General features: G+C 48.7%; 19 protein-coding genes. 14 read left to right on the top strand and 5 right to left on the bottom strand.

Features of this window, described 5'->3' with window-relative positions:
* Positions 1-366: 366 nt before the first annotated feature.
* On the top strand, positions 367-1,356 hold the full coding sequence (gene hpsE / locus NDA01_RS05280) for a hormogonium polysaccharide biosynthesis glycosyltransferase HpsE (RefSeq protein ID WP_348227127.1): 990 nt from the start codon (positions 367-369) through the stop codon (positions 1,354-1,356).
* Between the two features lie 74 nt (positions 1,357-1,430).
* Here hpsE and NDA01_RS05275 read toward each other — a convergent pair whose 3' ends face one another.
* Positions 1,431-1,559, bottom strand: coding sequence for a hypothetical protein (locus NDA01_RS05275; protein ID WP_348227126.1), 129 nt, complete (start codon positions 1,557-1,559; stop codon positions 1,431-1,433).
* Positions 1,560-1,623: 64 nt separating this feature from the next.
* On the opposite strand from NDA01_RS05275, the gene NDA01_RS05270 reads away from it, so the two are divergent.
* Genes NDA01_RS05270 through NDA01_RS05260 form a run of 3 tightly spaced genes read left to right on the top strand, consistent with a single transcriptional unit; the run spans position 1,624 to position 4,588 of the window.
* Positions 1,624-2,826, top strand: coding sequence for a glycosyltransferase (locus NDA01_RS05270; protein ID WP_348227125.1), 1,203 nt, complete (start codon positions 1,624-1,626; stop codon positions 2,824-2,826).
* A gap of 33 nt (positions 2,827-2,859) precedes the next feature.
* The gene (locus tag NDA01_RS05265; RefSeq protein ID WP_190431304.1) at positions 2,860-3,873 is read left to right on the top strand and encodes a glycosyltransferase family 2 protein; all 1,014 of its coding nucleotides are present in this window, start codon (positions 2,860-2,862) and stop codon (positions 3,871-3,873) included.
* Positions 3,874-3,886: 13 nt separating this feature from the next.
* Positions 3,887-4,588, top strand: coding sequence for an acyltransferase (locus tag NDA01_RS05260; RefSeq protein ID WP_348227124.1), 702 nt, complete (start codon positions 3,887-3,889; stop codon positions 4,586-4,588).
* Positions 4,589-4,719: 131 nt separating this feature from the next.
* Here the strand turns inward: NDA01_RS05260 and NDA01_RS05255 are convergent, their stop codons facing one another.
* A complete protein-coding gene (locus NDA01_RS05255; RefSeq protein WP_348227123.1) occupies positions 4,720-7,347 on the bottom strand; it encodes a carbohydrate-binding protein in 2,628 nt (875 codons plus the stop codon).
* Between the two features lie 146 nt (positions 7,348-7,493).
* Entirely contained in the window at positions 7,494-9,899 is a 2,406-nt protein-coding gene (locus NDA01_RS05250; RefSeq protein WP_348227122.1) for a GDSL-type esterase/lipase family protein, read from the bottom strand.
* A gap of 793 nt (positions 9,900-10,692) precedes the next feature.
* Between NDA01_RS05250 and rfbF the strand changes: the two genes are divergently transcribed.
* From rfbF to NDA01_RS05200, 10 genes are all read left to right on the top strand, one after another.
* Positions 10,693-11,466 (top strand): glucose-1-phosphate cytidylyltransferase, encoded by a 774-nt coding sequence (gene rfbF / locus NDA01_RS05245; protein ID WP_190554056.1) that lies wholly within the window; start codon positions 10,693-10,695, stop codon positions 11,464-11,466.
* A 58-nt stretch (positions 11,467-11,524) separates the two neighbouring features.
* Positions 11,525-12,739 carry an L-2-hydroxyglutarate oxidase gene (lhgO, locus tag NDA01_RS05240; protein WP_190431309.1) on the top strand — a complete coding sequence of 405 codons (1,215 nt, stop codon included), beginning with the start codon at positions 11,525-11,527 and terminating at the stop codon, positions 12,737-12,739.
* A gap of 13 nt (positions 12,740-12,752) precedes the next feature.
* A complete protein-coding gene (locus NDA01_RS05235) occupies positions 12,753-13,778 on the top strand; it encodes an NAD-dependent epimerase/dehydratase family protein (protein ID WP_190431310.1) in 1,026 nt (341 codons plus the stop codon).
* A complete protein-coding gene (rfbC, locus tag NDA01_RS05230) occupies positions 13,778-14,329 on the top strand; it encodes a dTDP-4-dehydrorhamnose 3,5-epimerase (RefSeq protein ID WP_190554055.1) in 552 nt (183 codons plus the stop codon). The genes NDA01_RS05235 and rfbC overlap by 1 nt, the downstream gene beginning before the upstream one ends.
* Complete coding sequence (locus tag NDA01_RS05225; protein WP_348227121.1) at positions 14,326-15,639, top strand: NAD(P)H-dependent oxidoreductase; 1,314 nt, start codon at positions 14,326-14,328, stop codon at positions 15,637-15,639. The genes rfbC and NDA01_RS05225 overlap by 4 nt, the downstream gene beginning before the upstream one ends.
* Before the next feature lie 290 nt (positions 15,640-15,929).
* Positions 15,930-16,862, top strand: a complete 933-nt coding sequence (locus tag NDA01_RS05220) for a glycosyltransferase family 2 protein (protein WP_348227120.1) — start codon at positions 15,930-15,932, stop codon at positions 16,860-16,862.
* Between the two features lie 291 nt (positions 16,863-17,153).
* Positions 17,154-18,146, top strand: coding sequence for a glycosyltransferase family 2 protein (locus NDA01_RS05215; RefSeq protein ID WP_348227119.1), 993 nt, complete (start codon positions 17,154-17,156; stop codon positions 18,144-18,146).
* Between the two features lie 816 nt (positions 18,147-18,962).
* Positions 18,963-19,598, top strand: a complete 636-nt coding sequence (locus NDA01_RS05210) for a rhomboid family intramembrane serine protease (RefSeq protein ID WP_348227118.1) — start codon at positions 18,963-18,965, stop codon at positions 19,596-19,598.
* Between the two features lie 248 nt (positions 19,599-19,846).
* Complete coding sequence (locus tag NDA01_RS05205; RefSeq protein ID WP_190556319.1) at positions 19,847-20,005, top strand: hypothetical protein; 159 nt, start codon at positions 19,847-19,849, stop codon at positions 20,003-20,005.
* Between the two features lie 377 nt (positions 20,006-20,382).
* A complete protein-coding gene (locus NDA01_RS05200) occupies positions 20,383-20,868 on the top strand; it encodes a hypothetical protein (RefSeq protein WP_348227117.1) in 486 nt (161 codons plus the stop codon).
* A gap of 2 nt (positions 20,869-20,870) precedes the next feature.
* Here NDA01_RS05200 and NDA01_RS05195 read toward each other — a convergent pair whose 3' ends face one another.
* Complete coding sequence (locus tag NDA01_RS05195) at positions 20,871-22,682, bottom strand: ABC transporter ATP-binding protein (protein ID WP_348227116.1); 1,812 nt, start codon at positions 22,680-22,682, stop codon at positions 20,871-20,873.
* A gap of 98 nt (positions 22,683-22,780) precedes the next feature.
* Entirely contained in the window at positions 22,781-23,425 is a 645-nt protein-coding gene (gene hisG / locus NDA01_RS05190; RefSeq protein ID WP_190431318.1) for an ATP phosphoribosyltransferase, read from the bottom strand.
* Positions 23,426-23,435: the final 10 nt, after the last annotated feature.

Genomic DNA, 23,435 nt, shown 5'->3' with positions numbered 1-23,435 from the left:
GAACCAATAACGCGCGCCAAGCTAAGGAATTTTACTTAAGCTTTATATGGCTGCTGGAACCCTGCACCTAGTTTAAAGTTGGTATGAAGATGCCAGGCTAGGAATAGCAGCGCTTGAGACATCCGGAATATAGTGCAGTTATGCTCCGCAAATTTACATAAGCTCGACTTTACTTTTAGAGGAACCTTGAGTAATTTAAACAGATCTAGAATCTGTTTAGCCGAATGGACCATCCAACTGTAAACCCTAGCTTCGTGTTTCCCGCAAATCGGTATTTAATTACACAAGCTTAATTCATTCTTACTTCGGCTCGCGGTTTTGGGGAGCAACGTCCAAGACAGGAATACTGAGAGCGATCGCAAACATATGATTGACTTTACTGTCGCCATACGTACTTATAACGGGGAAAAGCGTCTACCTGCTGTTTTGGATCGGTTGCGATCGCAGGTGGGAACGGAGGGGTTCTCTTGGGAAGTGCTGATTGTCGATAACAAAAGCACTGATAACACCAAAAAGGTCGTTGAAGCTTACCAAACCAACTGGCCCCAAGCTTATCCCATCCGATACACCTTTGAAGGGGAGCAAGGGGCAGCGTTTGCAAGACAGCGGGCGATTCGCGAGGCCCAAGGTACCTTCATTGGGTTTTTAGATGACGATAATTTGCCCACCCCAGATTGGGTTGCGAAAGCCTGTGCCTTTGGCCAACAGCATCCCGAAGCAGGGGCTTATGGTAGTCAGATTCGTGGGAACTTTGAAGTTGCACCCCCCCAGAACTTTGAGCGAATTGCTGCATTTCTAGCAATTATTGATCGCGGTCAGCAGGTATTCCGGTATGACACCAAGGTACTGCCTCCTGGTGCAGGCCTGGTGGTCCGTAAGCAAGCTTGGTTGGAGAATGTGCCTTCTCGCCTTCTGTTACGGGGTCCTGTTGGAACGTCCCTATCTGCCAAAAGTGAAGATATTGAAGCTTTGGCTTACCTCAAACGTGGGGGCTGGGAAATTTGGCATAACCCAGCCATGTGTATTTATCACGAAATTCCCAAGTCCCGTCTAGAAAAAGCTTATTTGCTCAATTTGTGTCGAGGCGCGGGGCTAGGTCGTCACCACATTCGGATGATTGGCTTCAAGCCGTGGCAAAGACCCTTCGCCTTTCCAATCTACTTAGCGAATGATGTTCGTAAGGCGCTGCTGCACTTCATCAAGTACTACTCAGTGATTAAAACTGATGTGGTTGCCGCTTGCGAAATGGAGCTACTGCTAGGAATTCTGGTTAGTCCTTTCTTCCTTTGGCGGGAAAAGTACTTAGAGGTGAAAGCAGCGAGTAGATACCCTAACTCTCTTTCGACCTCGGTTTAACTGAAGCCACACTTCAAGGTGAAGGGGGTTAATCTGCTTCAACGGAGTTCTGTGAAGCGGTAAAGTGGTGCTGCTTAGCCTAAGCTAACAACTTGGCGATCGCTTTGGGCAAATTTGAAGGGGCGATCGCTAACTCGCTTCATACAAACCTGACAGAGAAGGTCTGTTTTGTTAAAAATTGTCAGGTTGATGGGTCGAGTCATAGCTACTTGCTCAAGGTTGCCGATTTAATTGCAGAGGAGGAGTCTGCGACTTGGAGCCCACGTAATGCAGAGAAGAGTAATCATCTATCGGGATCTGTTACTTCCCTACTCGGAAACCTTTATTCCTGCTCAAGTGGAGAGTTTGACTGCTTATACAGGGTTCTACGTAGGCACCTCGCGTACCGCTAATGCCACATCTTTAATTCCAGCTGATAGAAGTCTCACCTTGAGCGACTTTGTTCAATCAGCAGGTGTCTGGAAAATGGCCTTTAAGCTAGGGGGTGTAGTTCACCCTCAATGGTTACAGAGCCTACAAGCGTTATCGCCCAGCTTGATCCATGCTCATTTTGGACTAGATGGAATCTGGGGAATGCGGTTGGCTCGGCGGCTACAGTTGCCCCTAGTTGTGACATTTCGCGGCAATGATATCACAGGCATGGATCTGAAGCCGGGACAAAGGACACCCTCAGTCCTTGATTTTTGGCATCGCCGTGGACAGTTCTTCCGAGACTATTACGTACAGCGACGGCCCGAACTCTTTCAAACGGCTCGTTATTGCATTGGTGTGTCCGATTTTATTCGCCACAAGGTGGTAGAAAAGGGTTGCCCACCTGAGAAGGCGGTGGTCATCTATAACGGCGTGAATCTCGACAAGTTCAGCTTTGACCCAACTTTAACCCGTGAGCCAGTAGTCTTGTTTGTCGGGCGGTTGGTTGAGAAAAAAGGCTGTGAATACTTGATCCGGGCAATGGCTGCGGTACAAGCAGCTCGACCTGACGTAGAACTGGTGTTGATTGGGGATGGACCGCAAAGAGCTGAGTTAGAGAGCTTAGCTCGGAGTGTCTTGAAGCAATATCGTTTTTTGGGGCCCCAGCCTCATCCCACCGTGAAAGAGTGGATGAATCGGGCCAATGTGCTTTGTGCCCCTAGCATCACTGCGGCCACGGGCGATTCGGAAGGCTTACCAAATGTGGTCACCGAAGCACTGGCTATGCAACTACCTGTGATAGGGTCAATTCATGCGGGAATTCCCGAAGCGGTGGTTCATGGAGAGACAGGTTTCTTGACGGCAGAACGAGACTGGGAGGCGATCGCAGAGCATTTGCTGGTTATTTTCAACAATCCTGAAATGCGAAATCAAATGGCGATCGCGGGCCGTCAGAGGATTGAGCAACAGTTTGATCAAAAACACAGTATAGCCAAGCTTGAAGCGCTGTATAGCGAGATTTTGGCTGGACCTGGTGTAGTCACGAAACATCCCCTTTAAGCGCCCGCTTGAGATTAATGCAGGAATGAGGACATGACGGATTGGCAACTCAAAACCCCAGTCGCTCTATTGATTTTTAGGCGACCCGATACAACCGAAAAAGTCTTTGAAGCGATTCGTCAGGCTAAACCTCCCAAGCTCTTAGTAGTTTCGAATATGGGTCGCCCCACCCACCCAGAAGAAGTTGCTAAATGCAAGGCTGCCCGCTCCATCATTGAGCGAGTTGACTGGGATTGTGAGGTTTTGACGAACTACGCAGATACTTATTTGGGTTGCAAGGAGCGGATTTACAGCGGCTTGGATTGGGTATTCCAAAATGTCGAAGAGGCAATAATTTTTGAGGACGACTGTGTGCCTCATCCCAGCTTTTTTCGCTTCTGTGAAGAAATGCTCGAGCGCTATCGGCAAGATGACCGAATCATGGCTGTGACGGGAGATAACTTCCAAACTGATCACCAACGCAATGACGCGAGTTATTACTTTTCTCGCTACACTCATTTTTGGGGTTGGGCGACTTGGCGACGGGCTTGGCAGCACTACGATGTGAATATGAAGGTGTGGCCTGAAATTCGTGACAATGGCTGGCTGCTAGATTGGCTAGGCGACCCCAAAATGGTTGATTGGTGGGCAGCCCGGTTTGAAGAGGTGTACAGCGATCGCAAAGATACTTGGGACTACCAGTGGATTTTTTCCTGCTGGGTGCAAAGTGGTCTGTGCATTGTGCCTAAAGTCAATATGGTTTCAAACCTTGGTTTTGGCTCCGAATCTACTCATACCCGTGATAGCTACGATTGGCGGGCAGGGCTACCTGTGAACGAGTTGTCATTTCCTCTCATTCATCCTCGATTTATCTTGCAAGATGAGCAAGCTGACGCCTTCACTCAAGATAGATACTATTACTTCATTACTAACCAACGTACTTTGACTCAACGGGCCAAACGCAAGATCTATCGCGCCAAAAAGCTGTTGCAAGAGTTTCAGTCGGGCGATCGCAGTGGCAGTGTTTGGAGCCTAGTCAATCAAATCCTGAAGGAAAAAAATAATTGAAGCAGAGATCACAATGACTTCGGAAACTGTCACGCCGTCCAGCCGCTCCTCTCAGCGTCTAGAAGCGCTACTGTTAGCTTCGGCAGGTTGGGTTCCTCTCTCGCCCGGTTTTGCCCTCCGCAGAATTCTGTATCGCTTCGTATTTCACCAATTAGGCTCATCAGTTCAGCTGCAGCCAGGGGTGGAATTTTTAGGCGCTCATCAGATTGAACTCGGAAATCAGGTGACGATCAATAGAGGTGCTCGCCTGAACGCCAGTGGGTCTCATAGCAAAATCACTCTAGGCGATCGCGTGCAAATTGATATTGGCGTTGACATTCGTGTTAGTCGGGGTGATTGCCTAATTGAGATTGGTCCACGCACCTCGATCGGCCCTTACACCTGTATTGCTGGTCCCGGAAACATTAAAATCGGTCAAGATTGCCTAATTGCATCGCATGTTGGCATTTTTGCCAATAATCATGAATTTGCTGAGCGCGATCGTAAAATTCGTGAGCAGGGTGTCAGCCGCAAAGGAATTACGATCGGAGATGACTGCTGGCTTGGTAGTGGCGTGAAGGTGCTAGATGGCGTCACTATTGGCGAAGGCAGCGTTATTGGTGCTGGAGCAGTAGTCACCAAAGATATCCCACCCTATTCTGTCGCAGTAGGTGTTCCTGCCCGGATTGTGGCTCAGCGGGGTACTGTTGAACTCGCCAAAGATTTGATCTCTTAGAAGTTCAAGCACCCGAGATTGAGGAAAGTAAATCTAGGGTCAACAAGACAATTCACAAACTAAATCCACATCAGGCAGCTGGCTACGCGTGCGAGGTACACTGCCTGATGGTGAAAAGAGAATGATTTGAGTTAGGCCGTAATCATAAATTGATTCGCCGATAGAGAGGGGAGTGTGTTGAACGTAGCGATCGCGACAGCCGTACCGCTTCCTACGCCGTCTTGGTCAAAGCTCAGAACCCCATTCGTTGCGTTGTAAAGGAAGTTAGCACTGCTACCGATCGCCGTCGGATTACTTCCACTGACAAAGACACCAGTTGCAGCCTCCGCCGCACTCAAAGCTACACCTGCCACTAACCCGCCGCCAAAGCCCGCCGCAGAAACTTGTAGTAGATCATTCGCTGCAAAGTCAGTAATTATGTCCCCAGCCTCCAAAAGGTTTCGGTAGGCAAAGGTATCCGCACCACTCATACCTGTGAGCTGATCTTTGCCATTGCTACCTTCCAGAACATTGGCCTCATTGTTGCCGACAAGGATATCGTCAAAGTCACTGCCAGTCAGATTTTCGATGCTGTTGAAGGTGTCGCGATCGATCGTGACATTCTTGAAGATGGCGTCATACCAGGTATTGGCAATCTTGTTATAGCCGCCCTCATTGGGATGTAAGCCATCTGAGACCAGATCGCTCACCACTAAGTCGTCAGCAGTTCCACTCTGCCCATCATTGCCCTTAATTGTGTCCACCAGCGCTACCTTCTTGCCCGCAGCCGCTTTGGTGCTGATGATTGTCGGCAAACTGTTGTTAAAAGCGATCGCTTTTTGAGCTGCGGTAGAACTGCGACTTGGGTTAATCGGGGGAATAGTAGAAACCAACAACTGCACATCAGGACGCTGGCTTGTAATTTGGTCAATGAGCTTGCCCAGATCGCTCTTCATCTGATCAACCGAACGTGTAGACATGGCGTCATTCGTTCCGATCGTCAGCAAAATTACATTTGGCTTCAGCTCTTGTAAGCGTGGATTCAGATTGACCTGGGTGGACGTGGCAATCTCACTAATTTTCTTTCCAGGGTATCCTTCATGGTCTTGGTCAAAGCCATCAGGACTATCAGGGTTTTCGCTCAGACTGCCATTGCGCTGAGACCCGACAAAATCTAGAGGAATCGAGTCTGTCTTGAATCGCTCCCATAAAGGAATTCGGTAAGCCCCTGGATAAGCGAGTGGGTTAGAAGGAGGCATCCCGTGAGTAATGGAGTCGCCTAGAGGCATAATCCGCAGAATGGCACTAGCCAGCCCGGTCGCCAAATTGGCGCTAACACCGCTACTGGATTGAGCATAACTGGCTGTGTCGTTTCCCAAACCGCCATCTAGCGCATCACTACCGAAACCACCATTCAGCAGATCGTTGCCCTCACCGCCATTGAGAATGTCATTGCCCCCAAAAGCACTGATGATATTGTCAAGCGCATCCCCATTCAGGGTTTCTGCCGAGTTAGTGCCATTGATGCGTCCCACTGGAACTGGGGTAAAGTCGATGTAATTGAGGTTCAGGCTATCGGTTAGCATCTCAACCCGCAATTGGTGACGACCAGCCGTCAAATTGACATTTGCTTTAGTAATGTTCTGCCAAGACTGCCACCCAGACGCATCTGTAAGACTCAGTGTCCCCATATCCTGCCCATCAATTTTGATGCGGAGAGATTTGGTCCCTACAGCCGCAGAAGCGACACGAGCAGTGAGGTCATAAAATCCAGTTTGAGCCACATTAATGTCGTAGGTCAGCCACTCTCCAGCCTTGACCCAGCCAATGTTATAACCACCACCGATATCTGCCGTTGCTTCAATGTCTACGTTGTCGTTGCGGTAAACCGCCCCTGAGTTACCAGTTGTGGTATCAGAGGAGCTGACATAGTCCTCGGCTTGGACTCGACCTGGTAGCGCAATCCCACCGGTCTGAGCAGCTACAGTTGCTTGAAAGCTGCCTAAGTTGCTGGCAATTACAGCGTTGCCGCTGGTATCGCGGACCTGATTACTTTGAATCGCGATCGCGTAGGTGCCGTTGTCAGCGTCATCCCAGGAACCACCTGGAGCAGTGATTCGATAGGTGGCAGTGCGGGGACTTCCATTCCCTGTGGTATTGACGCTGACAAGAGTCGGTGCTTGCTGAAATCCGTTGGGTCCCGTAACAATGACATCGCCATCGCTCAAGCTAGCCAGGTCGATCGCTTGGTTATCTTGGTAAGTAACCGTAAAGGTGTAATCAGCAGCTCCCGCCGTAGTGACGTTGGTTGCAGCCAAACTGGCAGTTGGAGCGATCGCATCGGTAACACTAACAGCAGGGGTAAGTTCGATGTAGTTGAAATTGAGATTACCAGTCACCATTTCAACTCGCATTTCGTGCTGACCAGCACTCAAGTTCAGCCCCTGCTTGGTGAGGTCACGCCAAGATTGCCAGCCAGAGGCATCTGTAAAACTGAGGCTGCCAGTTACGTCTACACCGTCAATGAGAATTCGTAATGTTTTGGTGCCGCTTGTACCAGAGGCAACCCGAGTCGTCAGATCATAGAACCCAGCTTCTGTTAGCTCAAAGTTATAGGTCAGCCATTCGCCAGATTTAGTCCAACCAACGTTGTAACCACCTCCCACATCAGTGGTAGCTTGAATATCAACATTGTCAGTGCGATAGACACTACCGGAGTTGCCAGTTGTGGTGTCGTAATAACCTGTGTAGTTTTCAGCCTCAATTCGAATGGGTGGCATGTGAAAATCTCCGAAATAATGGTTGTCAGTTAGCCTAAGTCTCAGTATTCTCAGCAGCTCTCAGGTCGGCGATCGCCTTTAGTATCTGAGACTGCAAGCAGAGACTAAAAGAGGGATGAGGTGGCTCTCTTAGCCTTGCTTCGTCTTTATGCGGTTGTGAAGTCATTAGTCGTAATATTGGTAGCCTGCACACCCATTAAGGAAGCTAACAATTGGCCGTTTGAAGTCAGGCTAATCAGGGTGTGATTAGCGTTATCCCCTAGGCCCTGCGCGATCGTGAGTTGACTGAACTGGAGGCCATTTGTTAAGCCCAGCAAGTCTTGATCATTCTGGAAATCGAGAATGATCGGTTTGCCATTTGTCCCAACTCCATATACATCGCTCCCTGCACCGCCGATAAAGGTGTCATTACCACCCCCGCCCAGAATCTTGTCGTTGCCCGCTCCTCCGTTGAGCACATTGGCACCAGAACTGCCGACCAGGACATCATCAAAGTCACTACCAAGGAGATTCTCGACACTTTTGAAGGTGTCGCGATCGATCGTGATGTTGTCGGAAAGTGCTTCATACCAAGTGTTGGCGGTTTTGTTGTAGCCTCCCTCATTAGGATGGAGCCCATCCGCGACAATGTCAGAGAGTTTCAAGTCATCTGAGGTACCACTACGACCATCGACGCCCTTAACGGTGTCTACAAAAAGAACATTTTTGCCAGCAGCAGCTTTAGCACTGATTAAACTCGGAAGATCTCTGTTAAAGGCGATCGCTTTTTCTGCCGCAGTTGAGCTGCGCTCCGGATTGATAGGCGGAATCGTTGCGACAAACAACTGAGCATTGGGCTGCTGGGTGGTAATCTGATCAATCAAATTACTCAAGTCACTTTTCATTTGATTGACGCTGCGATTAGACATGGCGTCATTCGTTCCGATCGTCAGCAAGATTACATTTGGCTTCAGTTCTTGTAAGCGTGGATTCAGATTGACCTGGGTGGTCGTGGCAATCTCATTAATTTTCTTTCCAGGGTAGCCTTCGTGGTCTTGGTCAAAGCCTGTGGGACTATCCGAGTTCTCACTCTTGCCCCCATTCTTTTGAGAGCCCACAAAGTCTATCAAGATGGAGTCTGCTTGAAACTTTCTCCAGAGCGGAATTCGGTAAGCCCCTGGGTAAGCCAAAGGGTTAGAAGTCGGCATCCCATGAGTGATGGAATCGCCCAACGGCATAATCCGCAGAATCGTAGTAGCAGTTCCCTGCCGCAGGTTGGCACTAATGCCGCTGGTTGATAGGGCATAGCTGACGGTATCAATGCCGTCGCCACCGTCGAAGGTGTCACTACCAGCGCCGCCATCAAGCAAATCATCGCCCTTATTGCCATTAAGGATGTCATCCCCTGCCAAACCATTGATGATGTTGTTGAAAATATTTCCGTTAAGCGTGTTGTTGGCTGGGGTGCCATTGATCGGGCCATTATCAATCGCGATCGCTGCTAGCCCAGCAGGTTGAACAAAATTACCGTTGATATCAGCAACCTGACCGGGTTGAACGCTAAAGCTGTAGATACCACTATCAGCAGCATCCCAGATTCCTCCGGGTGTCATAAATTGATAAGTAGCCCTCGCAGAACTATCATTATCCTCAGCATCAACACTTACCAGCGTTGCCAATTGTTCGAAACCGTTGGGGCCAACAACTCGAATGTCACTTCCATCAATGCTGGCTACATCGATTGCGACATTATCGGTATAGGTAACTGTAAAAGTGTTAGTAAGATTAATGGTGATATCGTCAGATGATAGATTGGCGGTCGGAGCAATGACCTCAATAGGGTTCCTTGGTTGAGCACCCAGTCGATTCTCTTCAAAACCGAATATGACAAAGTGATCTAAGGCACTACCAATCTCACCGTTTTCAACTGCTGCCTTAACATCAGGGTTTTGTTCTAGATAGAAGGTGGGGTCAAACAAGGTGCTGGGAGCCCGATCCTCGTACTGGCCGAACGAGACGAAGTGGTGCCAGGCGCTTGTGAATATGTTGTTTTCAACTGCTGCCTTAACATCAGGGTTTTGTTCTAGATAGAAGGTGGGGTCAAATAAGGTGCTGGGAGCCCGATCCTCGTACTGGCCGAACGAAACGAAGTGGTGCCAGGCGCTTGTGAATATGTTGTTTTCAACTGCTGCCTTAACATCAAGGTTTTGTTCTAGATAGAAGGTGGGGTCAAATAAGGCGCTGGCATTACGGTTTTCATACTGACCAAAATTCACAAAATGGTCCCAGGCGCTTTTTATAGCACCGCTGGCAATGGCTGCTCTAACATCAAGGTTTTGTTCTAGATAGAAGGTGGGGTCAAATAAGGCGCTGGTATTGCGGTTTTCATACTGACCAAAATTCACAAAATGGTCCCAAGCGCTTTTTATAGCACCGCTGGCAATGGCTGCTCTAACATCTGCATTTTGCTTAAGGTAAAAAAACGAATCGAATAAGAGGTTAGAAAGGGGCGGTTCACCCTGACTTGCTTGAGTCGTTTCCTCGTTCGTAATGTTCCAAGAATCAGATGCCATAAGTTCGGAACTCCCTCTGTTAACCCACCACACATGGACACGTTTAAACGTGTTTAACTGACTGCATTAAAGATGTATCAATCACATGTAAGAGCAGTGCAACGTTGCGCTTCTAGGTTTTAGTAGCGCTAGCTCTATAAATGTGAAGCTGTGATTTTATATGTGTACGGACTAGCACCCAGACTTATAGCCAAGTTCATAAAATTCATATGGATGCTTCAGCAGATTTTTGAAGCATTCCGCTCATCCAATCTCTAGACTTATGCCGCTTCTGAAATATATGCCTTCGTTCTTGAGGTTGCTCGCTGTGGGGTTTACCTGCTACATGCTAGTTTTATCTACGCGATTATAACTAGTGCAAATCGTATAAATTTATTCTTTCTTTGCGATCGCCTAATACTTTTTACTGAGCCTTCATACTTTTAGCGTAAGGTTACGCAAAACTGGCAAGGCTAGCTGGCTAATCTGAAAAATACAAATTGCCTTCTCTATTGGATTCTTTGAGGAGAGGTGTGATCAACCACCTGCAATCCTCGCCTGGGAACAGAGTTGCAAGGTTGGCCAACCTATAGGTTCTCTAAGAAGGCGAACCTGTGTAAATGGTTTCTTTGAGTTTTCACAAAAAACCCTAATGAATTCACCAGATTTTTACAGTAGATCGCTTCACCTTTGGCTAGTATTACTACGCAGAGGTATAGTGCTTCAGTTTGTGTTCCCGTCTCAACGCTCATCGGTCTACGTGAAAGCACAAAAACGCACCAACTGGTCTTCTTGAAAACTACGGGGTTACCCTATGAAAGCCGTGATCTTGGCTGGCGGACTCGGAACTCGTCTCAGCGAGGAAACGACCATTAAGCCTAAACCAATGGTGGAAATTGGCGGTCGGCCGATCCTTTGGCACATTATGAAGACTTACTCGGCTCATGGCATCACCGACTTCATTATTTGTTGCGGTTACAAAGGCTACGTCATTAAAGAATATTTTGCTAACTACTTTTTGCACATGTCTGATGTCACGTTTGACATGCGCTTTAACCAAATGAACGTGCATTGTGGTTATGCCGAGCCTTGGCGGGTGACCCTAGTAGATACCGGAGAAGACACCCTTACGGGTGGTCGACTGAGACGGGTGAGAGAGCATATTGGCAACGAAACCTTTTGCTTTACCTATGGCGACGGCGTTAGTAATGTTAATGTTCAGGAGTTAGTAGAGTTTCATAAATCTCAGAAAACTCTGGCGACTCTAACGGCTACGCAGCCACCTGGACGCTTTGGTGCCATTTGCTTGGGCTCAGAGCAAAACAAAATCGAGAATTTTCAAGAAAAGCCCGAAGGCGATGGTGCTTGGATCAACGGCGGCTACTTTGTTTTGGAGCCGGAAGTGATTGACTACATCGCAGGCGACTCGACAATTTGGGAAAAAGAGCCGCTCCAGAAGCTGGCCTCCGATGGCGAGCTTTCGGCCTATAGACACAATGGCTTTTGGCAGCCGATGGATACGTTGCGAGATAAGCAATATCTAGAAGAGCTGTGGAAGAGTGGTAAGGCTCCTTGGAAAGTGTGGTAGCCACTCCTTACCTTACAGATGCAAACATTAAAGGCTCAGCTCAGGGGCAAATAGCTTTATGTATGATTTCGCGATAATTGGCGGCGGTATTGCTGGCCTTTCCACTGGGATGGCGTTAGGCCGCAAATATCCAGATGCCAAGATTTTGGTCCTAGAGAAGGAAAGTAATTGGGCCTTTCACCAAACGGGCAATAACAGTGGTGTGATCCACTCCGGGATTTATTACAAACCAGGCAGCTTCAAGGCGAAGTTCTGTCGCGATGGCAGTCGCTCAATGGTGGAATTTTGCCAAGAGCACGGCATCGCTCACGAAGTCTGTGGCAAGGTCATTGTTGCAACAGACGAGAGCGAACTATCCCGCCTGGAAAATCTTTATCAGCGCGGTTTAGAGAACGGCTTGAACGTTACCAAAATCAGCGCTGAAGAAGTCCGGGAAGTTGAGCCTCACGTGAGCTGCATCGCTGGGATTCGCGTTTCCACGACGGGGATTGTCAACTACAAACAGGTTTGCCTCAAGTATGTCGATCTAATTCGGCTTCAGGGCGGTGACTTGCGGCTGAATACGAAAGTCACCAAGATTGTCCAGAAAGGCGATCGCCAGGTGCTCGAAACCAATCAAGGCGAATTTGAAACGCGGTTTGTAGTGAATTGTGCGGGGTTGCACAGCGATCGCGTGGCTAAAATGGGCCAAGCTGATCCGAAAGCTAAGATTGTGCCCTTCCGGGGTGAATACTACGAACTGGTGCCCGAAAAGCGCTACTTGGTTAAAACGCTGATCTATCCTGTGCCCAACCCTGCCTTTCCCTTCTTGGGCGTTCACTTCACCAAGATGATCGATGGTACGGTGCATGCTGGCCCTAACGCGGTTCTCAGCCTCAAGCGCGAAGGATACAAGAAAACCGATTTTGACTTGCGAGACTTTGCCGAAGTCATGACTTATCCTGCCTTCTGGAAGCTCGCCGCTAAACATGCGGACGAAGGCATCCAGGAGATTATTCGCTCCTTTAGTAAAGCTGCCTTTGTTCGCAGTTTGCAAAAGCTGATTCCGGAAGTGCGCTCTGAGGATCTGATTCCTACCCATGCAGGCGTGCGGGCACAAGCTTTAATGAATGACGGAAAACTAGTGGATGATTTTCTGATTGTCCCTGGCCCCAATTCCATCCATGTTTGCAATGCTCCCTCTCCAGCGGCCACCTCTTCTTTAGAGATTGGTAAGGCGATCGCCGCTCAAATTCCCCAACCGCAACATCTTCAGGCAGCGTTAAGCGTATAGGATTTTCACACCCATGAAAGTATTGGTCACTGGCACAGAAGGATATCTCGGCTCTCTGTTTGCGCCGCTGTTAATGAAGCACGGTCACGAGGTGATTGGGGTAGACACTGGATATTACAAAGTTGGCTGGCTCTACAACGCCACCGACCTTACCGCTAAAACCCTCAACAAAGATATTCGTCACATCACCGCTGAAGATTTGCAAGGCGTCGATGCGATCGTTCACATGGCGGAACTGTCTAACGACCCCACCGGACAGCTCTCCCCCAACATCACCTACGACATCAACCACAAAGGCTCGGTACGCCTGGCAGAATTGGCGAAAGCTGCTGGCGTGCGTCGCTTCGTCTATATGTCTTCTTGCAGCGTCTACGGCGTGGCGACGGGTCAAGATGTCACGGAGGAGTCAGAAGTCAATCCACAAACCGCTTATGCCATCTGCAAAACTTTGGTAGAGCGTGACTTGCAGCCAATGGCGGACGACAATTTCTCCCCCACCTTCATGCGGAACGCTACCGCCTTTGGGGCTTCGCCTCGGATGCGCTTCGACATCGTGCTGAACAACCTAGCGGGCCTGGCTTGGACAACCAAAGAGATCAAGATGATCAGCGATGGGACTCCTTGGCGGCCTTTGGTTCACGCCTTGGATATTGCTAAAGCTCTTCTCTGCGTCCTGGAAGCTCCCCGCGATATTATCCACAACCAAATCTTCAACGTTGGGGATACGGCGCATAACTATCGCGTCAAAGAGATTGCGGAAATCGTCGCGGATATCTTCACCGGATGTCAGCTCAGCTTTGGTGCCAATGTTGCGGATAATCGCAGCTATCGCGTTTCTTTCGAGAAGATCAACACCATCCTGCCTGGCTTTAAGTGTGAGTGGGATGCCCGACGCGGTGCTCAACAATTGTTTGATTTGTTTAACCAAATCGACATGGATGAGGCTACCTTCCTATCTAGAGGCTTCACCCGCCTAAAACAGTTGGAATATCTCCTGCGGACGCAGCAAATTGACCAAGATTTCTTCTGGAGACAGTAATGCTATTCACCGAAACGCCACTCAAGGGTGCCTTTGTCATTGACCTAGAACACCGCAACGACCATCGCGGTTTCTTTGCTCGTACCTTCTGTGCCAAAGAGTTTGAAGACCACGGCCTCAAGCCCACCGTGGCACAGTGCAATCTCTCCTACAACCATAAGCAGGGGACGTTGCGCGGGATGCATTATCAAACTCCTCCCGCCGCTGAAACCAAACTGATTCGCTGCACCCAGGGGGGAATCTATGACGTGATCATTGATATGCGTCCAGACTCTCCCACCTATTTGGTACACTTTGGCATTGAGCTGACCGCAGAAAACCGTCGGGCGCTGTATGTGCCTGAAATGTTTGCTCACGGCTATCAAGCGTTGACTGATGGGGCAGAAGTGATTTACCAGGTAGGGGAATTCTACACTCCTGGCTACGAGCGGGGTCTGCGGTATAACGACCCATTTTTCAAAATTGCATGGCCTTTGCCCGTTACAGAAATTTCGGAAAAAGACCAATCTTGGCCCTTGTTTGAAACGGTAATGGTAGGAGCACAGGCATGATTATTGTCGATCGCGCGTTACAAGCCCGCGCTGAAGCAGGCAACCCCGTCCGAGTCGGCATGATCGGTGCTGGATTCATGGGCCGAGGCATTGCCAACCAAATTGCTAACTCCGTGCCAGGAATGGAGTTGGTCGCCATATTTAACCGCAACCTGGATGGAGCCAAACGGGCTTACACCGAAGCAGGCATCACCGATGTCCGTGTGGTGACCACGGTCGCTGATTTAGAGGCTGCGATCGCCCAAGGTCAGTATGCCGTCACCGATGACGCGATGCTGTTGTGCCAAGCGGAAGGCATTGACGCACTGATTGAAGTTACAGGCACGATCGAATTTGGTGCCCAAGTGGTACTAGAAGCGATCGCCCACCACAAGCATGTGATCTTGATGAATGCCGAGCTCGACGGCACCATCGGCCCCATCCTCAAAGTCTATGCTGACCGGGAAGGTGTGATTCTCTCCGCCTGTGATGGCGACCAACCAGGCGTGCAGATGAACCTGTACCGCTTCGTCAAGAGCATTGGCTTAACTCCCCTGCTGTGCGGCAACATCAAAGGTTTGCAAGATCCCTACCGCAACCCCACCACTCAAGAAGGCTTTGCCAAGCGCTGGGGCCAAAAAGCCCACATGGTCACCAGTTTCGCCGACGGTAGCAAGATCTCCTTTGAGCAGGCGATCGTTGCTAACGCAACGGGCATGAAAGTTGCTAAGCGGGGTATGTTGGGCTACGACTATACCGGTCATGTCGATGAAATGACCCACATGTACGACGTAGATCAGCTCAAAGAATTGGGTGGCATTGTGGACTATGTGGTTGGTACTAAACCAGGTCCAGGGGTGTTTGTCTTCGGCACCCACGATGACCCCAAACAGCAGCACTACCTGAACCTGTACAAGTTGGGTGAAGGCCCCCTCTACAGTTTCTACACCCCCTACCACCTCTGCCACTTTGAAGTTCCTCTCTCGGTGGCTCGCGCCGTACTGTTCCAAGATCCTGTTATGACTCCTTTGGGTGGTCCTGTCGTGGATGTAGTCACCACTGCCAAGATTGACCTGAAAGTGGGAGAAACCCTGGATGGCATTGGCTTCTACATGACCTACGGCCAGTGCGAAAATTCTGATGTCACTCAGGCTCAAAACCTGCTGCCAATGGGCTTGGCCGAAGGCTGCCGTCTGAAGCGGGATGTGCCCAAAGACCAAGTGCTCACCTACGATGACGTAGAACTGCCCGAAGGTCGCCTCTCTGATAAGCTCCGAGCCGAACAGAATGCTTACTTTGGGGTTGCTGCAAAGGTACCTGCGGCAGTTTAGTAAACGAAATCGGCAAAACCTTGCATGCCTCAAGACGTGAAATCTAGAGGCATGCGCTCAAAAATAGGTGTACCTGCGGGCGATCGCGATTCACTAACTTCTCTAACAACTACACCACCGATAGTCTTTGCCTAGACACTAATCCTACTGATGCTTGTAGGATGTGCTTTGCAACAGCAACTACATAAGCCCAGTTCAATGTGAACTGGAGCGGTAGTAAAATTAACTCAAATCCCCAGAAAAATTTGGTGTTGTAATTTAGCATTAAAGGTCTGTGGAAGCCGCTGAGTATGAGTTGTGAAAGTTGCTACATTGCTTTAGCAGCTCATCTTCTGATTATTTCCTTAAAAGATTTTTCTATGAAGCTGAGTGTAATTGTTCCTTGCTTCAATGCGGCTGACACAATCGGAGTGCAATTAGAGGCACTGGCAAAGCAGGAGTGGTTAGAACCGTGGGAAGTAATTGTTGTAGATAATGGCTCAACCGATAGCTCACTAGCGATCGCCAAACAATTCAAAGATCGTGTTCCAAATCTACGAATTGTTGATGCATCTGATCAACCTGGTGCTGCTCATGCTCGCAACACAGGAGCCAAAGTGGCTCAAGGAGAGTTTCTTGCCTTCTGCGATGCGGATGACGAAGTTGCCGAAAGTTGGGTGGCGGCAATGGGGCAGGCTTTGGCTGAGCACGACTTTGTTGCCGGTCGCCATGAGTTTGACAAGCTTAATGAACCTTGGCTTCTCAAATCTCGTACTCTTTTGCAGCAAAAAGGCTTGCAGGACTATAAGTATCCTCCGTTCTTACCTCATGCTGCTAGCAGCAATTTGGGCATTAAACGTGCCATTCACGAAGCTGTTGGTGGGTATGACGAAACAATGCTACGCCTGCAAGACACTGATTACTGCTGGCGAGTCCAACTAGCAGGAACTGAGCTGAAGTTTGTGGATACGGTGGTGATTCAGTACCGTCTCCGTGATTCTTTAGCCAAACGGTTTCAGCAAGCTCGGCTCTGGGGAGTCTACAACGTTTTGCTTTACAAGAAATACCGACCTTTGGGTATGCCTGCGTTACCTTGGCAATCTGGTCTTTTAGAATGGGTCCGTTTGTTGAAACGCTCTCGTCAGCTTTATCAAAAAGGTTCACGAGTGCGCTGGTTGGGTGATCTAGCTAGGTGCATTGGTAGAATTGAAGGCTCGATTAAATATCGGGTTTGGGCTTTATAAAACGATGTATCTAAGTCAGTAAGGATTTTGTAAAATATCTGAGCTTCCATAGCCTGGTGTTTGAGAAGTACTGTATAAGGAACACAAGGCTCTAGATTAAACGTGGTCTATTGAGTCCTTAGACCACTGTTAAGTGGAGACTATACTTAGCAGCTTTTTGATTGGAAACTCTAGAGTTTTGCAAAACTCTATGGGGATATTTCAACGTTCTAATCGGAGGCCAAATTAGTCGTAGTTACAATCCCTAATTAAGTCTTTTGCTTACCTACCTCAAGCTTTAAAGTTTGTTCAATGTCTCAATCAGTAGCCAAATTAGTTACGGTTGCAATCCCTGTTTATAAGTCTCTTGCATATTTGTCTGAAGCCTTAAAGTCAGTCAATTTACAAGACTATCCTTATATCGAATTAATTGTTTCTGACAATGGCATGAATGGTTCAAAGGTTCGTGACCTGGTCTGTCAGCACTACTTCAAGCCCTATAAATTTCGGCAGAATCCTACCAGCGTGCCTGTTGTAGAACACTTTAACCAATTAATACAAGCCGCTTCTGGAGAGTATTTTGTTTTGCTCTGTGATGATGATGAAATTAGCCCGAATTATGTCTCAGAGTTGGTCAGTGCTTTAGAAGCTCATCCTAGTGCATCGGTAGCCATCTCCCACCAAGAGGTGATCGATCGCGCTAGCCAAGTGATTTCAACATCCACCAATAAACTGCTGGGATTAATGACAGGGCAAGATTTTATCCGTCGCTGGAACTTAGGCCAGCATGGCTTTAAATGCTTCGTCACTAATTTGGCCCGAACCAGTGAAATTCGCACCCTCGGTGGTTATCCTGACTTCCCTCGGGGATTTCATAGCGACAGTGGTTTGTTGATGAAATTGTGTTTAGGGCGTGATGTGATTGTGAGCGAGGCATGTACGTTTCGCTGGCGAGTGCATGGAACGAGTAATGGAGACACTACCAATGTGCAGGATTTAACTGTAGCCACTCAGCAATTTATGCGCTTTTTGTTAGAAGACCACCACTTTCAAGCCTTTGCTAAAGCTCATACTCAGAAATGGTGCTTCTTACAAGATGACTTAGTATCTCTGGAGTGGAACATTTACGTTCGCAAGTGGCAGTCTGCTCTGGGACGTGAACTATCTGTCCAAGAAAAACTCAAAGCAGCTCTGTCTATGCCATTGGTTTTACGGTATTACAGACGCCATCCCCGCCTGTGGATTAAAGAATTTCTGCCGATGTTTCACAAAATGTATCGTCAAGTTAGATATAAAGGGGCATAGCAAGCATAGAGACTAGCCTAATTTCAACAGATGAGGCAAACCCTATTTTACAGGGTTGATTTTGGACGATGAGTATACAAGCGATCGCCTCTCCCTTAACTTTCCCTTAACTAGAGAAGTTTTAGGTAAGAGTATCCATAGCTATAGCGTCCTTCACCTTAGCCGGTTAATCATTAAGAGTTCCAATGGTAAAAAAGCCCCCAGACCTGTAGGCTGAACCGGGGGTCAATAAATTCTTCATCTTCATAATGAAGATCCGATTTGTAGGTGGGCTAGTCCGGATGAAGTTAGCACAAAAAGACAATCAAGCTTTACTAAGCCGAGCTTCCAATCTGCCTATTTCTGCTGCTAGAGCCATTACCCTAAAACTAGAGAAATCTTCCAGGAATTGGCCAACCTGAGCTTGTATCAATGAATAAAGTATTTAACATTTCGGATTTTTCTCCTCTCTAAAACCTCGGCAGGGACCGGGGTTTTTCTTTTGATGCAGTCGGGCCGTCGCAGAAGAAATGAGCAAAAAATAACCTCTAGATTGGCGTCTAGAGGCTAATAAGTTTTGTATTGGAGAAATCTGGCTAACTGAGTATCTAGTAAGAGGAGGACTGGGCTCGCTTCCCGTTCCCTTGTTGAATACACTGTAGCTTGGCTGGTTTCTGTTTTCTTCCACCTAAGGAAATTGGTCGATAGGCGGAGTTCCCTAATCCTGGACCAGATTAAGTTTGCAGGGCTACATTGTGCACAGCAGCCCTAGCAACGAAATTAACGTGGCGGGATATTAGGTAGAAGCTATGGAAAGGTAGAGTAGCAGCGGATGGCATGGAGTTAAAACTGAACTTAATTACTACTGACACCAGTCTCCCAGCCTGGGCGCAGGAGATTAATCGAATCTCAGAACAACTGCCTGACTTAGAACAAAACTTTGAAACTCAAGCCACCATTCTGGGAGGGCTACTGCTGTTAATTTGGGCCTTGGAAATCATTGACTTTTTAATCTTTCAAGGAGCCCTGAATCGGTTTGGCATTCGACCCCGAAGTCTCAGAGGACTAAGTGGCATCATTCTAGCTCCGTTCCTGCACGGCAGTTTTAAGCACTTAGCGGCTAACAGCATGCCCCTTTTGACTCTAGGTTGGCTGGTGATGCTCCAAGATATTCACTACTTCTTTGTGGTGAGTGCCGTCACCGTTCTCGTCAGTGGGTTGGGAGTTTGGCTGTTTGGTGCCCCCCGCTCGGTGCATTTAGGAGCGAGTGGCTTAATCTTTGGTTACTTGGGGTTTTTACTTTTATACGGCTACTTTGAGCGCAGTCTTTGGACTGGCATGATTTCGCTCTTTGTGGGCCTGTTTTATGGTGGCTTGATTTGGGGCATTTTGCCCTCACGCCGTGGTGTGTCTTGGCTGGGGCATTTGTTTGGTTTTGTGGGCGGAATTCTGGCAGCCCGTTTGTTGTCTTAATTAAGGGCTTTGCTATCCAAGGTATTTCAGTAATAGCGATCGCCTTTGGTATTTTTCTTGAGTGAAGGCTGCGGAGAATACGGCTCGTGATTTTACTGGAGCTAATTTGGGGAAGACAAAGATTTCAGTAAGGGTTCGCATTCAACCTAGAGCTGGAATTTTTAATATGAACCCAACTTGATGCAGATAACAATCTTCTCAAGCCTGCTCTCCTCCCACCCACTCTAACCCCAGAAGGTAGGTAGGCCATGAAATTGCAACGTAAGCATTGGAAACGGCTATTTGTGGAGTTAATCCTAGAAGCAGTCATGCTAGTTGCACCCGTCAGCCTAGACTTTTTGGGTGTTGCAGGCGAATACCTGTTAGAGGCAGGTCGAGAAAAGACTGAGGCAGTTAACTTTGCTTAACGATGAGTAGCAGGCTTACAGACATTACTGCAATGAGCGGTCATTCTCTCCGAAACTTAAACTCTAGGAAAATCTTATGGACTTCGCATTTAATTCGACCAACTGGCTCTTGTTGATTACCTTCTTTGCTACCACTTCCTATGGTTACTGGCTCATCGGTGAAGCAGAAAAGCAGAGCCGGAAACACCGAGGTTAGATGACTGCTGACCTTTGCTCCGTCAGGGTTTGGGCTATTCCTCGGCGAGCGAAAAACATTGTAACGCAGACGCGATCGCTAGACTGGCAAAAACTTTACAAAATTAAGGCGTTTGAATACAGAATTCTCGGATCGGGTGTTGTATCTACAATAGATATCAACCTGCGATTGGGAAGTCAGAATGAACATGAAATTGGAGCAGTGGTTAACAGTCGGAGCTTGTCTCGGCTGCACCGTTTCAATCACTGCCATGCTCGCGATCGCTCTCCAATCTGATATTGCCCCTCAGCGCATTTCGCTTTCGTTGGGGTTGCCTGTAGTAGAGGCAGGGGCAGTCACTCAGCTTGAGACCGCTACGGTAGCGCTAGAACCTTTGCAAATTGACGATTTGGTTGATGTGGATTGGCTTCAGTCCTTAGATCCGACCACAGTTAGCCAGCGCTCGACTGGCCTAGAAGACCTATCTCTGCCAGAAAAGACCTGGGAAGCGGAACTAGTAGCCTGTTCTAGTACTTATAACTCCAGGCTAATGCTTTTTGCAGCCTGTGAGCTGGAGTTTCTCGCTCCTCCAACGCGATCGATCGCCGCCGCATCGGCCGACTTCCCTACACCGTCTCAACTTTTAGGGAACACATTACTCAGACAAAATCTTCAAGAGTATCAATAGTGTTAGGAATCCAGCATTTGGAGTCGGTAGAGACTAGCGTATAAACCGCTGAGTTCGAGTAATTCGTCATGACTACCGGATTCTACTAGCTGACCGCGTTTGAGTACAAAGATGCGATCGACGTTGCGAATGGTGGAGAGTCGGTGAGCGATGATAATGGCGGTACGGCCTACGAGCAAACGGTCTAGTGCTTCTTGAATCAAAGCTTCGGTGCTGACATCTAAACTAGCAGTCGCTTCGTCTAGCACCAAGATTTGAGGGCTCCGAATAGCCACGCGGGCAAAGGCTAGGAGCTGTTTCTGGCCTCCCGATAAGTTGGTGCCCCGTTCTCTCAAAATGGTGTCGTAGCCTTGAGGCAATTGCTCAATTAGTTTGGCGACATTGGTTCGCTCGGCGGCATCTTGGATATCTGCAAAAGGATAATCTTCGCCCAGAGAAATGTTGCCTTTGACATCTCCGGCGAAGAGGAAGCCGTCTTGCAGAATCACGCCAATGTGCTGACGCAACTCGTGTTGGGGCAAATTTCGGACGTCAATGCCATCGACTAAGATGCGGCCTTGAGTGGGTTCATACAAGCGGCACAGCAGCCGAATGATCGAGCTTTTCCCGGCTCCAGTTGGGCCGACTAGGGCAATTTTTTCTCCAGGACGAATCGTGAAGTCCAGGTCTTTGAGCACGTACTCATCATTTTTGTAAGCAAACCAGACGTGCTCGAAACGAATCTCGCCCTTGGTCGCTGCATCGGGGAGTTTGGGTGTGACTCCGACGGGATCGCGAATCTCGATGGGTTCATTCAAGATGTCGCTAATCCGTTCAACTGCGGTAAAACCCGATTGAATCGCTGTGAATTTTTCGGCAAATTGTCGCAGTGGGTCGAAGAGGCGCTGGGCAAAGATCACGAAAGCCGAAAGCGTACCTAGGGCTAAATTGCCTTGCAGAATCAAGGTGCCACCCAACCAAAGCACTGCCGCGATCGCCACGAGTGAGACCCATTCCAAGGTGGCCGAAACTGCCGAGTCGTAAAAAATGGTGCGATCGACTTCTTTGACGTATCGCTGGTTAATATTGCGGAACAGCTCCGAGTTAAACTTTTCCCGGCGGAACAGTTGTACCACGCCGATGCCGACGATATTTTCTTGCAGCGTGGAGTTGAGGGCTGAGAGTTCTTCTCGTGCTTTGTAGTTGGCTTGGCGATACTCTTTCTGGAAGTAAATGATTAGCCCAGTGACAGGCAATAGCATCACTACCAAGATCGATGCCAGTTGCCATTGCAAGCTGAACATGGCGATCGCGATCGCAACCATATTGAACAGATCGCTGACAATGCCAACGGCTCCAGTGGCAAACACATCACCCAAGGCTTCCACGTCGCTAGTAAGACGAGTGATTAAGCGACCTACGGGAGTGCGATCAAAGAAGCGCACCGCTAACGATGTGACATGATCGAACAGGTCATTCCGGATATCAGCCGTAATCTGCTGGCCCAAGTTCTGCACTAAATAGCCTTGGATCGAGTCCAAAACCAGCCGCACCACAATCGTCAGGAGCAGCAAACCCGCCAGGATATTGATGCCATCCAGAAGTGGCTGGTTTTGCAGGAAATCAAAAGTTGCTGGTTCTTGCTTAATAAAGGAAATAGCCTGCCCAATAATGATGGGTTGAATGGCTCCCGCGATCGCCAGCGGCACCAAAAGTACCGTAGAGGTGGCGAGCAACCGACCACTGCGCCGAGCATAAGGCACTAATCTGAGAAACAGCCGCCAGTCATTTTCGCGCGATCGCCGCTGTTCCGTCCGAGGCAATGAACCAGCCATGCTAAGACCTAAACGTTAAGTTCCAGAAAAGGGCAAGTCCCTCCAATGTAGCGCGGTCGAGCCTGCCACAAATTTAGCCGAGGCAATGAACCCAGAGGCTAAGCGCTAACTAAGCTGGCAGCCCGCAACTTCTCAATCCAATCGTGGAGGTTGCCTGTATTGGTGCGGTAGCTGAGAGGATGGGCGATCAGTCGGGCGGTACTCTCAAACAAAATATCAGTTTCAATTAAGCCGTTTTCGCGCAGCGTCTTGCCACTAGAAACCAAATCTACGATCGCCTCAGACATGCCTGTAATCGGTCCTAGCTCTACCGAACCGTACAGCGGAATGATCTCTACGGGCAAATCTAAACTTTGGAAATAATCGTGGGCGCAGTGGACAAACTTAGACGCAACCCGGCTGTTAGGTGACAATTCCAGCGCTGAACGGTAAGGACTCGATGCTTTCACCGCTACCGAGAGGCGGCAATAGCCAAACTTCAAGTCAATTAGTTGAGCCACCTGCGGCTTTTTCTCACGCAGCACGTCATAACCCACAATGCCTAAGTGCGCCTGCCCATACTCCACATACACCGGAACATCCTGCGCCCGGACCAATAATGCTTTGGCGGTGTTTGTTGGGTCTGAAATTTGCAATTGGCGATTGGCCGAGTCGAGAAAGGCACTAAAGTCGAGTCCAACCGATTGCAGCAGACGGATAGCATCCTTGAGCAGAGCACCTTTTGGTAATGCGACGGTAATCATAGAAACGTTC

Source organism: Trichocoleus desertorum AS-A10 (genome assembly GCF_039962155.1).
Taxonomy (GTDB): domain Bacteria; phylum Cyanobacteriota; class Cyanobacteriia; order FACHB-46; family FACHB-46; genus Trichocoleus.
The sequence above is the reverse complement of the archived record's forward strand: the minus strand, read 5'-3'. Positions and strand labels throughout refer to the sequence as shown.